This window comes from Azospirillum sp. BE72 (genome assembly GCF_031455875.1).
Lineage (GTDB): Bacteria > Pseudomonadota > Alphaproteobacteria > Azospirillales > Azospirillaceae > Azospirillum.
In genome coordinates, this window is record NZ_JAVDTO010000011.1 from 79,519 (window position 1) to 94,909 (window position 15,391).

10 protein-coding genes are annotated in these 15,391 nt (G+C 67.8%); 6 read left to right on the forward strand and 4 right to left on the reverse strand.

Features of this window, described 5'->3' with window-relative positions; genetic code table 11:
* Positions 1 to 29 precede the first annotated feature (29 nt).
* Both J2Y49_RS22555 and mutY read right to left on the reverse strand, forming a co-directional pair.
* The gene (locus J2Y49_RS22555; protein ID WP_310117201.1) at positions 30 to 749 is read right to left on the reverse strand and encodes a DUF1194 domain-containing protein; all 720 of its coding nucleotides are present in this window, start codon (positions 747 to 749) and stop codon (positions 30 to 32) included.
* A 38-nt stretch (positions 750 to 787) separates the two neighbouring features.
* Positions 788 to 1,846: an A/G-specific adenine glycosylase gene (gene mutY / locus J2Y49_RS22560; RefSeq protein WP_310117202.1), complete on the reverse strand. Its 1,059-nt coding sequence runs from the start codon at positions 1,844 to 1,846 to the stop codon at positions 788 to 790.
* A 160-nt stretch (positions 1,847 to 2,006) separates the two neighbouring features.
* On the opposite strand from mutY, the gene J2Y49_RS22565 reads away from it, so the two are divergent.
* The 3 genes from J2Y49_RS22565 to smc all read left to right on the forward strand — a co-directional run bounded on the left by J2Y49_RS22565 (position 2,007) and on the right by smc (position 6,907).
* Positions 2,007 to 2,480, forward strand: coding sequence for a DciA family protein (locus J2Y49_RS22565; protein WP_310117204.1), 474 nt, complete (start codon positions 2,007 to 2,009; stop codon positions 2,478 to 2,480).
* A 66-nt stretch (positions 2,481 to 2,546) separates the two neighbouring features.
* The gene (locus tag J2Y49_RS22570) at positions 2,547 to 3,194 is read left to right on the forward strand and encodes a DsbA family protein (protein ID WP_310117205.1); all 648 of its coding nucleotides are present in this window, start codon (positions 2,547 to 2,549) and stop codon (positions 3,192 to 3,194) included.
* 251 nt (positions 3,195 to 3,445) lie between these two features.
* Positions 3,446 to 6,907, forward strand: coding sequence for a chromosome segregation protein SMC (smc, locus tag J2Y49_RS22575; RefSeq protein ID WP_310117207.1), 3,462 nt, complete (start codon positions 3,446 to 3,448; stop codon positions 6,905 to 6,907).
* 217 nt (positions 6,908 to 7,124) lie between these two features.
* Here the strand turns inward: smc and J2Y49_RS22580 are convergent, their stop codons facing one another.
* Both J2Y49_RS22580 and J2Y49_RS22585 read right to left on the reverse strand, forming a co-directional pair.
* The gene (locus J2Y49_RS22580; protein ID WP_310117210.1) at positions 7,125 to 8,177 is read right to left on the reverse strand and encodes a hypothetical protein; all 1,053 of its coding nucleotides are present in this window, start codon (positions 8,175 to 8,177) and stop codon (positions 7,125 to 7,127) included.
* Between the two features lie 68 nt (positions 8,178 to 8,245).
* Complete coding sequence (locus J2Y49_RS22585) at positions 8,246 to 9,526, reverse strand: FAD-binding oxidoreductase (protein ID WP_310117212.1); 1,281 nt, start codon at positions 9,524 to 9,526, stop codon at positions 8,246 to 8,248.
* A gap of 167 nt (positions 9,527 to 9,693) precedes the next feature.
* On the opposite strand from J2Y49_RS22585, the gene J2Y49_RS22590 reads away from it, so the two are divergent.
* The 3 genes from J2Y49_RS22590 (at position 9,694) to J2Y49_RS22600 (ending at position 14,963) form a co-directional block, all read left to right on the forward strand.
* Positions 9,694 to 11,037 carry a glutamine synthetase family protein gene (locus J2Y49_RS22590; protein ID WP_310117214.1) on the forward strand — a complete coding sequence of 448 codons (1,344 nt, stop codon included), beginning with the start codon at positions 9,694 to 9,696 and terminating at the stop codon, positions 11,035 to 11,037.
* A gap of 612 nt (positions 11,038 to 11,649) precedes the next feature.
* Positions 11,650 to 14,547, forward strand: coding sequence for a UbiA family prenyltransferase (locus J2Y49_RS22595; RefSeq protein WP_310117215.1), 2,898 nt, complete (start codon positions 11,650 to 11,652; stop codon positions 14,545 to 14,547).
* Between the two features lie 41 nt (positions 14,548 to 14,588).
* Positions 14,589 to 14,963 (forward strand): EamA family transporter, encoded by a 375-nt coding sequence (locus tag J2Y49_RS22600; protein ID WP_149225670.1) that lies wholly within the window; start codon positions 14,589 to 14,591, stop codon positions 14,961 to 14,963.
* Positions 14,964 to 15,391: the final 428 nt, after the last annotated feature.

The following is a 15,391-nucleotide window of genomic DNA, read 5'->3' on the forward strand; positions in this document are numbered from 1 at the left end:
GTCCCGCTCCTCAGAATCTTATCGGCCGCCTATGGGATGGCGGCGCTTTGGCGTGGCATGTGATCGGGCAGGGCGACCATTTCAAGGATCAGCTTCTGCCGCAGTGCGGCGACGAAGCTCTCCTTGTCCATGGCGCTTTTCACGAAGCTTCCCGGACCGCCGATCACGTTCTCCTCGAAATACTCCTCCAGCCAGGAGAATTCGTCGAGGATGGCGAGGCCGTTGACGATGATTCCGCGCTTCGTCACCCGGTCGCGGGCCTCGGCCGGGTCGATCCCGCCGTTGGAAAAGCCGTTGGAGACCAGATCGATCACCTGCCGTGGCGCCTTGCCGCCGCGGTCGAACAGCTTCGCCGCCTCCAGGATGGCGCTGCCGATGGCCGTCGAGTCGCCCTGGAAGCCGCGGGGCAGGGCGTCGATGCGGCCTGCGAAGCGCCCGGCATCCTCCGGCTTGGCCAGAGCCGTCCAGGGGATCAGAACCTTCAGGCTGTTCGGCCCCGAATAGGCGGCCAGCGTCACCCGCGCCCGTGCCGAAGCGAGCGCTTCGGCCACCGCCGGATCGCGGAAGGCGGCGGCATGGCCCTGCAACTGGAATTCCAGATCGCCGGTCGTGATGGAGGCCGACCCGTCGAGCGCCAGCACCAGCGCCACGCCCGACTGTCCTTCCTTCCCGGGCGGGTCCGCCTGCGCAACCCCGGTCAAGGCCAGGAGGACGAACAGAACGGTCGTTACGGCACGCGGCATTCCCATCGGCACTCCATCACGCAATCGGCCAGGCAGCCGGTCCGTCACGCATTGGCAAGCGCGTGGCGCACCACCTTCACCATCACCGACGGCAACGCATGATCGCCCAGGCGGTCCACCGGCACCCAGTTTCCATCGGCCCGCTGCCAGTCCGGACCGGCCTGGGCGGCGACCACCTCAAGCTCAAGGTGAAAATGGGTGAATGTATGGCGGACCAGTCCCGGCAGCCGGCGCCAGCGCGCGGGCAGGGGTTGTTGGGCTGCGACCGCGGCCTCTCCGGGCAGTTCCGGTCCCCAGGCGGTCGACGGCACCTCCGCCATGCCGCCCAGCAGACCTTCCTCCGCCCGGCGGCGCAGCAGGACGGCGCCGTCGGGGTTCAGCAGCCAATAGGCGACGCCGCGCCGGGTCGGCTTCTCGCCCTTGGCCGCCTTGCGCGGCAGGCTTTCGGCGATGCCGGCGGCGCGCGCCTCGCAATACTCCGCCCACGGGCACAGCATGCATTTCGGTTTGCGCGGGGTGCAGATGGTGGCACCCAGGTCCATCATCGCCTGGGCATAGTCGCCGGGTCGGAAATCCGGCGTCAGGGTGGCCGCCAGCCGCCGCAGGGTCGGCTTGGCATTGGGCAGAGGCTCCTCCACCGCGAAGATGCGGGCGATCACCCGCTCGACATTGCCGTCCACCACGGTCGCCTTGCGGTCGAAGGCGATGGAGGTGATGGCGGCAGCCGTGTAGGCGCCGATGCCCGGCAGATCCAACAGCGCCGCCTCGTCGCCGGGAAAATGCCCGCCTTGCCCGTCCGCCACCACGCGGGCGCATTTATGCAGGTTGCGGGCGCGCGCGTAGTAGCCGAGCCCGGCCCAGGCCACCAGCACGTCGTCCAGCGGCGCATCGGCCAGATCGCGCACGGTTGGCCACCGTTCGGTGAAGTTGCGGAAATAAGGGGCGGCGGCGGGCACGGTGGTCTGCTGCAGCATGATTTCCGACAGCCAGACCCGGTAGGGATCGGCTGTCTCCCCCGGCTTGGCGCGCCAGGGCAGGTCGCGGCGGTGGCGGTCGTACCAGGACAGCAGCCGCCGGGCGGCCTCGATCGAATTTGGAATCATGATGGGAAGAAATAGAGGGCCGGGAGCGTCTGGGGAAGGGAGCTGGCGATATCCCCGGCCGGATGCTGGGCATCGGCCCACGCTTGCGCTAGGGTGCCGCCATCCCACATGACCCGGAACCGGTTCCCGGACCGGGGCCGCACAGGAGTGATCGCAGAGCATGAGCGGACCGCGTCGCATCGGCCAATCCGTTCCGGAGGTCGCCGGCAAGGTGCTGGGCAAGCGCGGACTTGCCTTCGGCGCGCTGATCACCGACTGGCCGTCCATCGTCGGCCACCAGCTGTCGCTGCGCACGGCGCCCGACAAGCTCAGCTTTCCCCGCGGCAAGCGCGAGGAGGCTACGCTGCACATCCGCGCTATGGGCGCCATCGCGCTGGAACTGCAGCATCTGGAACCGCAGATCATCGAGCGCATCAACAGTTTCTTCGGCTATCGCGCCGTGGCGAAGATCAAGCTGATCCACGCAGCGCTGCCGTCCACCCCTTCGCCGGTGGTGCGCCCCCGCGCCCTGACGATGGACGAGGAGATCGGCATCACCACCACCACCGCGGCGGTCGAGGACGAGGAACTGCGAGCCACGTTGGAACGCTTCGGCCGCTCGCTGATGGCCCGGCCGAAACGCGCCGCGCGATAGCCGGCTTGCTGGACGCATCGGTACGTCATTGTCTATACGTCAACATCTGGTAGGAACGAGGGCAAAGTGAACCGCAAAATTTTGGGAATCGCCGGTCTTCTGGCCATCGGCTTCACCGCCGCGTTCGGCACCGCCATGACTGCGGCGTCCACGGCCGCACAGGCCGCGGCCACCCTGCCGCCGGTTTCGGAGATGATGGCCGAGCGCGTGTTGGGCGACCCGAAGGCGCCGGTGACGATCCTCGACTATTCGTCGATGACCTGCTCGCACTGCGCCAATTTCCACGTCAACGTGCTGCCGAAGATCAAGGAAGCCTACATCGACACCGGCAAGGCCAAGCTGGTCTTCCGTGACTTCCCCTTCGATCAGGCCGCGCTCAGCGCCAGCATGCTGGCCCACTGCGCCCCGCCCGAGCGGTATTTCGCGCTGACCGACGTCCTGTTCAAAAGCCAGCCGAACTGGAGCCGTTCCTCCGATCCGGCCAAGGCGCTGGCGCAGTACGGCAAGCTGGCCGGCATGACCCAGGAGACGATCGACGCCTGCCTCGCCAACAAGGAGCTGGCCGACGCCATCCTGAACACCCGCCTGACCGGTCAGAACCAGTTCAAGATCGAAGCCACCCCCACCTTCATCCTCAACGACGGCAAGGCCCGCATCGAAGGCGCCCAGTCGTTCGAAGAGTTCTCGAAGGAAATCGACAAGCTGTTGAAGTAAGCGCCTGCATTAGACCCCCACCCTAACCCTCCCCCGCTGGGCGGGGGAGGGGATCGGTACTTAAGCGGGAAAGTGGCGGCAGTCCCTCCCCCGCCCAGCTCTCGCACAAAGCTTTGCTTTGTGCTGACGCGGCAGGCGGACCGTAGGTCCGCCGAGAGCGGGGGAGGATAGGTGGGGGCATTCGAAGCCGACACTTCGCCACCCAACGCCAGCACCTCATCAAAGCCCAGTACACCAAAGGTTCTTCCCCAGTGCAGTTCACGCGTCTCCGCCTGTCGGGTTTCAAGTCTTTCGTCGATGCCACGGAACTGGTCATCGAACCCGGCATGACCGGGATCGTCGGCCCCAACGGCTGCGGCAAGTCCAATCTGGTGGAGGCGCTGCGCTGGGTGATGGGCGAGACGTCGGCCAAGCGCATGCGCGGCGGCGACATGGACGACGTCATCTTCGGCGGCACCTCCAGCCGGCCGGCGCGAAACCTGGGCGAGGTGACGCTGGCGGTGGACAACCGGTCGCGCACCGCGCCCGCCGGCTTCAACGAGCATGACGAGCTGGAGATCACCCGGCGGATCGAGCGCGGCTCCGGTTCCGACTACCGCATCAATGGCAAGCTGGTGCGGGCGCGCGACGTCCAGCTGCTGTTCGCCGACAACGCCTCGGGTGCCGCGTCGCCGGCCCTGGTCAGCCAGGGCAAGGTCGCGCAGATCATCTCCGCCAAGCCGCAGGACCGCCGTGCCCTGTTGGAGGAGGCCGCCGGCATCACCGGCCTGCATTCCCGCCGGCACGAGGCAGAGTTGCGGCTGAAGGCGGCGGAGGGCAACCTGACCCGCCTCGACGATGTCATCGGGGCGATGGACACCCAGCTGCAAAGCCTGAAGAAGCAGGCGCGTCAGGCATCCCGCTACCGCAACCTGTCCGACCAGATCCGCAAGGCGGAAGCCGTGCTGTGGCACCTGCGCTGGATCGCCGCCCAGGAGGAGCGCGCCCGCGCCCATGCCGCCTTCGCAACGGCAGAGGCGGCGGTGCGCGACCGCATGCTCTCCGTCAACCAGCTGACTGCGCGGCGGACGGACGCCGCCGCCGGCCTGCCGGAGAAGCGCCAGGACGAGGCGCGCGCGGCTTCCGCCTTGCAACGGCTGGTGATCGCCCGCGAACAGCTGGACGCCGAGGAGAAGCGCGTCGCCGACCAGCAGCGCGCCTTGGAGTCCCGGCTGCGCCAGATCGCCGGCGACCTCGGCCGCGAGGAGGCACTGGCCGCCGATGCCGGGGAGGCGCTGGTCCGGCTGATGGCCGAGCGCGACCGCCTGATCGCCGCCCAGTCCGACGAGGAGATGCTGGAGGAAGCCGCGGCGGACACGCTGGCCGAGGCACGCGAGCAGGTCGATGCCCTCGACCGCGAACTGACCCGCCTGACCGAAGCGGTCGCCACCGACGAGGCACGCCGCGCCGCCACCCAGCGTCAGGCCGCCGAACTGGAAACCCGCGCCGCCGGACTTGCCAAGCGGCTGGCCGAACAGCAGGCCCAGCGCGCCGCCCTGGAGGCGGAGATTGCCGCCCGCGCCGACCTGTCGGACGCCGAACTGGCGGTGGAGCTTGCCGAACAGCGGTTGGAGCAGGCCCGCGAGGCGGCCGAGGCCGCTGAACAGGCGAAGGCGGAGGCCGAACCGGCCCAATCCCGCGCCCGTGAGGCGCTGTCCGCCGCCGAATCCGCCCGTGCCAAGCTGCATGCCGAGGAACGCGCGCTGGCCGAATTGCTGGAGGCCGGGGCTGGCGGGCCGTTCCCGCCGCTGGTCGATGCGGTGGCGGTGTCGCCTGGCTATGAGGGGGCGCTGGCCGCCGCGCTCGGCGACGCGCTGACCGCTCCCTTGGACGAGGAGGCGCCGGTGCATTGGCGTACGCTGCCGGCCTATGGCTCGGTGGCGCCGCTGCCGGATGGGGTGGAGCCGTTGTCGAGCCGTGTGGAGGGGCCGCGGGCTGCCGCCCGCGCTCTCGTCCATGTCGGGGTGGTCGACGATGCCGCCGCTGCCGGAGCGTTGGCCGCGACGCTGGCGCCGGGGCAAGTGCTGGTCAGCCGGGACGGCGGGGCGTGGCGCTGGGACGGTCTGACCGTTCAGGCCGGCGCTCCGACCGCCGCGGCCGTCCGCCTGAAGCAGCGCAACCGGCTGGCCGAACTGCGCGGCGAGCTGGAGCTTGCCGAGGAACGGGTCGATCTGGCACGCGAGACGCTGGACGCCGCGAAACTGGCCGTCGAAGAGGCGGCCCAGGCCGACCGCCGTGCCCGCGATGCCGTGCGCGAAGGCTTCGCGACGCTGAACGCCGCCCGCGACCGCTACGCCAAGCTGGCGCGCGAGGCCGATGCCGCATCCTCGCGCCTTGCGGCATTGACGGAGGCCGTCGAGCGGCTCGCCGCCGACGAGCGCGAGGTCGCCGCCCGCCGCGACGAAGCGCTGGAACTGCTGGAATCGCTGCCGGACCCGCGCGAAGGGCGGGAGCGGGTAAACGACCAGCGCGCCGCGTTGGCCGAACGCCGTGCCGTGCTGGCCGAGCGGCAGAATGCCGTCGACCGCCTGACGCGCGAGGCACAGGCCCGGCGCCAGCGCCTGGACGCCATCCAGGCCGAAACCACGTCATGGGACACCCGCTCTGCCGGGGCCGGGGGACGGGTGGCGGAGCTGCGCCAGCGCGCGGAGGAGGCCGAAGGGGAACTTGCCCAGTTGTCCGGACGACCGGCGGCGATCGCGGCGGAGCGCCAGGATTTGCTTAATCGGATCGCCATGGCGGAGCGCGACCGCAAGCGCGCCGCCGATGGGCTGGCCGAGGCCGAGTCCCGGCTGGCGGAGAACGAACAGGCGCTGCACGATGCCGAAGCGGCGCTGGCTGACGGCCGCGAGGCACGCGCCCGTGCCGAGGCCGCAGTGTCCGCCGCTCTCCAGCAGGAACGCACCCTGACTGAGCGCATCGCCGAACGGTTGGACTGCCGCCCGGAGGACACCCGCGCCGCCGCCGACCTCGACCCCGCCGAACCGATGCCCGATGCGGCGGCGGTGGAAGCCCGGCTCGATAAGCTGACGCGCGAACGCGAGAACATGGGGCCGGTCAACCTGCGCGCCGAGATCGAGGCGCAGGAGCTTGAAACCCAGATCACCGGCCTGCATGGCGAGCGCGAGGATCTGACCGCCGCCATCGCCCGCCTGCGCCAGGGCATTTCCAGCCTGAACCGCGAGGCGCGCGAAAGGCTGGTCGCCAGCTTCGACGTGGTCAACCGCGACTTCCAGGAGCTGTTCACCCGCCTGTTCGGCGGCGGCAAGGCCTATCTGGAACTGGTCAACGCCGAGGATCCGCTGAACGCCGGGCTGGAGATCTACGCCAGCCCGCCGGGCAAGAAGCTGCAGGTGCTCTCGCTGCTGTCGGGCGGCGAGCAGGCCTTGACCGCGCTGTCGCTGCTGTTCGCCGTCTTCCGGTCGAACCCGGCGCCGATCTGCGTGCTGGACGAGGTGGACGCCCCGCTGGACGAGGCGAATGTCGGGCGCTTCTGCGATCTGGTGGAGGACATCGCCCGCGAAGGCGACACCCGTTTCCTGATCATCACCCACCACCGCCTGACCATGGCGCGCGTCGACCGGCTGTTCGGCGTGACCATGGTGGAGCGCGGCGTGTCGCAGCTGGTCAGTGTGGACTTGAGTGCGGCGGAGGAATTGCGGGGGGTGGCGTGAGGGGGTGAGTGCGGAGTTAGACCCCCACCTATCCTCCCTCGCTCTCGGCGGACCTACGGTCCGCCTGCCGCGTCAGCACAAAGCAAAGCTTTGTGCGAGAGCTGGACGGGGGAGGGACTGCCGCCGCTCTTCCGATACAGCACTGATCTCCTCCCCCGCCCAGCGGGGGAGGATTAAGGTGGGGGTCTGACTCCGCACCCCCGACACCTCCCAATCCTCATCCCCCCCGCTTCCAAACCGTCGTCTCGATGTACCGGCTCGCCAGGAACCGGTAGGTCTGCTTCTGCAACGCCTCCACCTTCGGCGAGCGTTCCATCGTGACCTCGTCCCAGCCCTGCAGCAGTTCCTCCCATTCCAGCAGCTTGGCGCGCAGGTCGTCGCGGATCTTGCGGATGAACTGGATGGTGGGGTGGAAGTTGCGCAGCGCGCCGACGATGTCGCCGGTCTGGGCGTCGGCCTGGTCGAAGATCAGGTCGTACTCGCGCAAGGGCTTGCGGATCAGCCCCTGCATCCGGTTCAACTCGCTGCAGAAGGTCCGGTCGGTACGGTAGATGGTGGCGAGCTTCGCCATCGCCTGATCGATGCGGCGGATGTGCTTGAAACGATCGCGCAGCGCCTCGATGTAGGACAACTCCTGCGCCAGATCGTCGATGCGGTCGGTCAGGTACTGTTCATAGTCGTTGGTCAGCTTCAGCCGTTCGGCGATCTTGGCGAAGGCGGCCTTCATCCGTTCCTTCGTCTGCGGATCCTCGACCAACTGCTCCAGCTCGTCGATGTCCGACACGATCAGCTCGTTGCCGGTGAAGGACGAGACGATCTGCACGGTCAGCCGGCCCTTGGCGATGACGCGGTGCTTGTCCTCCACCGACCAGGAGGCGCGGCCGTCCAGCAACTCGCCCGGGATTTCCTCACCCGGCCGGATCAGCTTCACGAAGGCCAGCCCCTGTTCGATGATCTCCAGCAGGCGGGCGTCGTGGGTGCCGTCCTCGATCTGGAAGGATTCGAGCAGGGTGGGAAAGGCCAGCGTCGCCTTCAGATCGCCCAGCAGGATGTTCAGCACCGGCTCCTTGCTGTTCGGCTCCTGGCAGAAGAAGGCGCCGGGCAGGCTGAACACCTTGTGCTGGAAGTCGAAATGCGTGTCCCGCATCGGCTGGACCAGCACATTCTCCTGCGCGGCCTTTTCAGCGACGGCATCGTCCGGGGCGGCATCCGCGGCCGGGGCGGTCTCCGAAGAGGGGGTGGTCTCGTCGCTGCTGGAGGTGTCGGTCATGGGCGGGGGCGGTACTCGGCAGTATGAAGGAGCGGGGGAGGGGGAAGACTGCGGATTGCATCCCCAGCCTACAGCAGATCGCGCAGACGGAACCACATCATTGCGAGGACCAGCGCCGGGGTGCGGAACCGCCGCCCGCCGGGGAAGGGCGTGTGGGGAATGCGGGCGAACACGTCGAATCGCCCGGCGTTGCCGCCGACCGCCTCCGCCATCACCCGGCCGGCCATGCCGGCCAGCGCCACGCCATGGCCGGAATAGCCGTGGGCGTACAGCGTCGTCGGCGACAGCCGGCCCAGATGCGGCATGCGGTTCATGGTGATGGCGACCCGCCCGCCCCAGAAGTAATCGATGCGGGCGTCCTTCAACTCCGGATAGATCGCCAGCATCTTCAGCCGCATTGCCTGCTTCAGCCCCGGCGCGTCCACCCCGGAATAGCTGACGCCGCCGCCGAACAGCAGCCGGTGGTCGGCGGAACGGCGGAAGTAATCGAGCGAGAACTTCATGTCCGAAACCGCGATGTTGGTCGGCAATAGAGCGAGCGCTCGCTCCTCGCCCAACGGTTCGGTGGCGATCATGTAGGTCGCCACCGGCATGATGGTGCGATCGAGCGTCGGCACCAACCCGCCGAGATAGGCGTTCCCGGCCAGAATCAGGTGCTTCGCCGTCACCCGGCCGCGCCCGGTGCTGACGGATGGGGCCGCTCCGCTGTCCATGGCTATGGCGCGGCTGTTCTCGAAGATGCGCACCCCGGCGGCATCGGCGGCGCGGGCGAGGCCGAGCGCGTAGTTCAGCGGGTGCAGATGGCCGCTGCCCTCGTCCAGAAGGCCACCGATATAGGCCTCGCTGCCGACATGCTCGCGGATGCCGGCGCCGTCCAGCCGCCGCACCCGGTCATAGCCGTAGCCGTCGCGCATCTCGCGCTCCAGTGCGGCCACGTCCTGCATGTGGCGGGGTTTCAGCGCGGCATAGGCGAAGCCCCAGGTCAGGTCGCAGGCGATGGCGTGGCGTTCCACCCGCTGGGCAAGCTGGGTCTTCGCCTCCTCCCCGAACTCCCACAGGCGGCGCGCATCCTCCTTGCCGACCCAGCTTTCGATGGTCGCCATCGGCTTGTTGTAGCCGGTGATGATCTGCCCGCCGTTGCGGCCCGAAGCGCCCCAGCCGCAGCGCTCCGCCTCCAGCAGCACCACGTCGAAGCCGCGTTCCGCCAGTTCCAGCGCCGCGGTCAGGCCGGTATAGCCGCCGCCGACGATGCAGACGTCGCAGGCGACCTCTCCTTCCAGGATCGGGCGGTCGGCTCGGGGAGCGGCGGAGGCCGCGTACCAGCTGTTCAGGTATGAGGCTTTCGGCATGGCCGCAGTTAAGTCCCAGCCGATGGGGAGGTCAACGGAAAGGCGGATGTTTCACCGAAGGGTCATGCTGAACCCTCTGGCGCGGCCTGCCGGAACGGCGTCATAGTGTCGCTGTCGTCCACAGCACGGAGGGGGCTGCCCATCGCCCGGAGCGGTCCGCCATACCCATGGGTTTTATGGAAGACTTCATCAAGAAGAACCGCATTACCGAAGTCGAATGCCTGGTGCCCGACATGTCGGGCATCGCGCGGGGAAAGATCGTCCCCGCCGAGAAGTTCCTCCGCATCCTGCGCGACCGCGGCCTGCGCCTGCCAGAGGCGATCTTCGTCCAGACCGTGACCGGTGAATTTCCCGACGACGAGGACATCACGTCGGACGAGAATTCGGACATCTACATGATCCCGGACGAACGCACGATCCGCTTCGTCCCCTGGTACAACGAGCCGACGGCGCAGGTCATCACCGATTGCGTCTATGCCGACGGCCGTCCGGTGGACGTTTCGCCACGCCATGTGCTGAAGCGCATTCTGGCGCTGTACGAGGAGCGCGGCTGGAAGCCGATGGTGGCGCCGGAACTGGAATTCTTCCTGGTCCAGGTCAACAAGGACCCCGATTACCCGCTGGTGCCGCCGGTCGGGCGCAACGGCCGGATGGAAAGCGGCCGGCAGGCCTTCGGCATCGATGCCGTCAATGAATTCGATCCGATCTTCGAGGCGGTCTATGATTTCTGCGAGAAGCAGGACATCGACATCGACACGCTGACCCACGAGGCCGGCGCCGCCCAGATCGAGATCAACTTCAACCACGGCGACGCGCTGGAACTGGCCGACCAGGCCTTCCTGTTCAAGCGCACGGCGCGCGAGGCGGCGATCCGCCACCAGATCTATGCCACTTTCATGGCCAAGCCGATGCAGGGCGAACCCGGCAGCGCCATGCACATCCACCAGTCGGTGGTGGACACCGACAGCGGCCGCAACCTGTTCGCCAACCCCGACGGCACCGACAGCGACCTGTTCATGGCGCACATCGCCGGGTTGCAGAAATACCTGCCCTACGCGATGCCGCTGCTGGCGCCCAACGTCAACAGCTATCGCCGGCTGGTCCCGAACTCCGATGCGCCGATCAACGTGCATTGGGGCCGCGACAACCGTACCACCGGCCTGCGTGTGCCGGTCTCCCAGCCCGACTCCCGCCGGGTGGAGAACCGGGTGGCCGGCGCCGACGCCAACCCCTATCTCGCCATCGCCGCGTCGCTGGCCTGCGGCTATATCGGCATGACCCAGGGGCTGGAGCCGAACGACCCGATCAAGGGGTCCGCCTATCGCCTCGCCTTCACCCTGCCGCGCCACCAGTCGGAAGCGCTGACCAAGTTCAACGCCTGCAAGCCGCTGAAGGAAATCCTCGGCGAACGTTTCATCGACGCCGTCACCTGCGTGAAGCAGGCGGAGTACGAGGCCTACAACCGCGTCATCAGCTCGTGGGAACGCGAGAACCTGCTGTTGAACGTCTGATCCGAACCTATCGGTAGACAACAGGGGCGGCCGGCGGGGTTCCCGCGGGCCGCCCCTCTACGTATCCGAAACCCGCTTCCTGCGCATCTCCGCGCTGGCCAAGGCCGAGCGCCGTCCGCCGCTTCGCGCCGGCCAATTCTCCTTTCGTGAGCCCATCCACCCGGATTTTCCCGACATCCGGCGGAACGCTCCACCCTGCGGGCGCATCCCGGCCCAAGTCTTAACCCGGCGGGGAGGCATCTCCACCCCGTCCAGGCGCCTGGTGCTGCGGCTTTCCACGTCCGCGCTGCCCGGTCGTGGGCAGAAAGCAGAAAAACGCGAGGTTGCCGATATCTCTATTATGGGCGGCCGCACACGAAATCGAAGACTTTCAAAATAAAACAGTGATGTATTTTTCAACCATACCGTTGGGCTGAAAAAGGAAGTGCCGGCGCCACCCGGCAATGCCGCAGTGGCCAATTTGTTATCTCCTTTGAAAACAGTCAAGCTTTTCGACCGCATCTGCCGTGGGCATTGCGCGCCGCGTCGCCGTGGTGTGCGCCCTCTTTGCTCTGCCGGCTTGTCGAGCCGGCGGAAACGCACCGTCTCGACGCAACCGATGGATGGCCAAGTATGAGCATGCAGCCCGCGATCACATCCCTTCCAACAGGTGTCCATCGAGCCGGGCGGATCCAGCGCGTCGTCGTACTGGCGCTGCTGTTCGTCGTGCTGACCACCGGCCTGCTCGGGCTGGCGCTTCACCGTGGCGGCCATGCCAGCAACCTGACCGACATCCAGAATCTGTTCGTGCTGGAAAATCCGGATCTGGTTCCGGTCGATTCCTGGGATCCGATGATCGCGGCGCTGAACTGGCTGCACGACCGCCCCGGCGAAAACGTCTATGAAGGCGTGTTCTTCCAGCAGCGCATCAAGTTCCAGTATCCCGTGACATCGCTTCTGCCGCTGGAGGCGATGCAGGCGTTCGGCATCCTGAACCTCGCCGCGTTCGAGCGCATCAACCTGATGTTCGTTCTGGCGACGGCGGCCGGCATGGCGATCCTGATGCTGGAGATGGCGGCATGGCTGCGCCTGCCTGGTGTGCGGGACGACCGTGTGACCCAGGTGCTGCTGGGTGGGTTCGGCTTCGCCGCGACCCTGTGCTTCTATCCGGTGCTGAAAGCCTTTTCGCTGGGGCAGGTGCAGGTCTGGTTGAATGCCGCCTTCGTCTTCGCCTGCATCGCCCTGCTGCGCGACCGCCGGGCGCTGTGCGGCGCGCTGCTCGGCGCATCGACGCTGATGAAGCCGCAGATGTCGCTGTTCCTGGCCTGGGCGGTTCTGCGGGGGGACTGGCGCATGGCGGCCGGCTGGGCGGCCGTGGTGGTCCCCGGCGTGGCGGTGGCGACCCTGCTCTACGGTTTCGCGCCGATGATCGATTACCTTGACGTGCTGCTGTTCATCGGCCGCCATGGTGAGAGCTATCACGTCAACCAGACCGTCAACGGGCTGGTCAACCGCCTGCTGCACAACGGCAACAATCTGGATTGGTCGGCGGAGGCCTTCGCCCCCTACCACCCCGTGGTGCACATTGCGACGCAGCTTTCCGGCATCGCCTTCTTCGCCTTCGGCCTGCTGTGGCGCCGCCACGACCGCGGCACGGACCGGATCGCCGCCTTCGCCGTCGCCGGCCTCTGCTTCACCACCGGCTCTCCGGTCGCCTGGGTGCATCACTACGGCATCCTGCTGCCGGCCTTCGCGCTGGCCTTCCTCATCCTTCTGGAGCCAGGCGCGAGGCGTCCTGCGGGGGCCTTCGCGTTGCTGGCGACCGCCTATTTGTTGGCCGGCAACCTGCTGTTCTGGCCGGTCAACGCGCTGGCCGCGACGCCGCTGAACTTCCTGCAGTCCTACCTGTTCTTCGCCACGCTGATGCTGCTGGGGCTGGTGTGCGTGCTGACCGGCCGGCTTGACCGTACCGCAACGTCCGGGCCGGGCCGGGGGGAGGCGGCCGAAGGAGGTGCCGCCGTTTCCAGTGCTCCCGCTTCCGCTCCCGTTCCGAACGTCGCAGCCTTTGCTTCGGCTGCCGGAGCCGAGCGGCCGGCATCGCCGGTCGCCGCGGAGCCCCCGCTGTTCGTCGACCTGGACGGCACGCTGCTGCGGACCGACTTGCTCTACGAATCGCTGTTCGGGTTGATCAAGGCGCGGCCCTGGACCGCGCTGCTGGTGCCGGTCTGGCTGGCCGGGGGCAAGGCGCGGCTGAAGGCGGAACTGGCCCGGCGGGTGGACATCGATCCGGCGGGTCTGGTCTACAACCAAGCCGTTCTGGAGCGGCTGCAGGCGGAGCGCGAACGCGGCCGCCGGCTGGTGCTGGCCACCGCCGCACACCACCGCTACGCCGATGCCATCGCCCGCCATCTCGGCCTGTTCGATCAGGTTCTCGCCAGCAGCGACGCCGTCAACCTGAAGAGCGAGCGCAAACTGGCGGCGATCCGGGCGCAGGTGCCGTCCGGCATCTTCGACTACATCGGCAATGACGAGGCCGACTATGCCGTCTGGCGCGCCGCCCGCCGCGGCACCGCGGTGGACGCGTCCGCCGCCGTGGTGCGCCATGCCGCGACCCTGTGCCCGATGGAAACCATCGCAACTCCGCGCCGCCCGCGCCTGCTGCTGATCCTGCGGGCGCTGCGCCTGCACCAGTGGCTGAAGAACCTCCTGGTCTTCGTCCCCCTGCTCGCCGGTCAGAAGCTGGGCGAGATCGGTCCGACCTTGCAGGCAGCCGCCGCCTTCCTCGCCTTCGGGCTGTGCGCGTCGAGCATCTATGTGCTGAACGACCTGCTCGACCTGCCCGCCGACCGGCGCCATCCGCGTAAGTGCCGTAGGCCCTTCGCCGCGGGGGATCTGCCGCTCGACCTCGGCCTGTCGCTGATCCCCGGCCTGCTGCTGGCGAGCGTCGTCCTGTCGGCATTGACCCTGCCGCCGCTGTTCCTGGCGGCGCTGGGGACCTACGCCGCCTCGTCGCTGTTCTACAACCTGTTCGCCAAGAACCGGGTGATCTGGGACGTGATGCTGCTGGCCGGGCTCTATTCGCTGCGCGTGCTGGGTGGCGCCACGGCGACGGCCATCGTCCCGTCCTTCTGGCTGCTGGCCTTTTCCATGTTCCTCTTCCTCAGCCTGGCGATGGTGAAGCGCTATTCGGAGATGGACAGCATGGTGAAGCTTGGGCTCGGGCAGGCGGAGGGGCGCGGCTACCTGACCGCCGACATGCCGGTCCTGCAGTCCATCGGGGTTTCCGCCGGCTTCCTTTCGGTGCTGGTGATGGCGCTCTACATCAACAGCCCGGAGGTCGGACGCATCTATGACCAGCCGCAGGCGCTGTGGATCATCTGCCCGCTTCTGCTTTTCTGGATCGGGCGGGTGTGGCTGCAGACCCACCGCGGGCTGATGCATGACGATCCGGTGGTGTTCGCCGCCCGCGACAAGTGGAGCCTCGCCATCGGTCTGGTCTGCGCCGTCGTGCTCGTCTTCGGCCGGACCTGAACAGCCGGCCCCCTGTCTTCCGCCATCCTGCCGGAGTTCCCATGCCCATCGCTGTCGTCGGATTGATCCTGTTGAGCGTCACGCTGTCCGCCATCGCTCAGATTTCCCTGAAGATCGGCATGTCCAGCCCGGCGGTATCGACCGCCCTGGCGCAGGGGGAGGCCGGGCGGATCGCCCTGTCGGTCGTCGCCACGCCGCATATCCTGACCGGCCTCGCCTGTTACGGGCTGGGCATGGTGGTGTGGCTGGCCGTTCTGGCGAAGGTCGAGGTCACAATGGCCTATCCCTTCGTCGGGTTGGGCTTCCTGGTCACGCTGGCGCTCGGAGTCCTGCTGCTGGGCGAAAGCATGAGCCTGACCCGCCTGATCGGCACGCTGCTGGTCGTGCTTGGCGTGGTGCTGACGGCGCAGAGTTGAGGGAGGTGATAGGGAGGCTGCCGGCTCCATCCGCACCCGTCGAAATACATGCGATCGTCTGGAAACGCCCTGTGTCGTCTCGTCTTTCAGTTCGGAAACAAAATGCGACAATTGTGGCATTGACCCGAAAGTTGCGAGGGATATAACTGACCGCATAGTCGCGAGCGAAAATACTGGCGTATGCAATTTCAGCGTGGGCGACCCGGTTGCCGGCCGTCAGGCCATTGATCGGGGAGAGGCTTTGCCTTGCCGGCCGCGATACCTGCCACACGGGCTTTCCGGCCCCTTGGCAGCGCGGCCGGCCGCCACCTTCCTTTCGGCACGCCCCAACTCCGCAGGCGTCTGCAAACTCGACCCAAACCGTTGACAACACACCCACGCCTGGGTGCAATAGCGCCCGCGAGCCGGGTGTGCCGTTGGGATGTGGC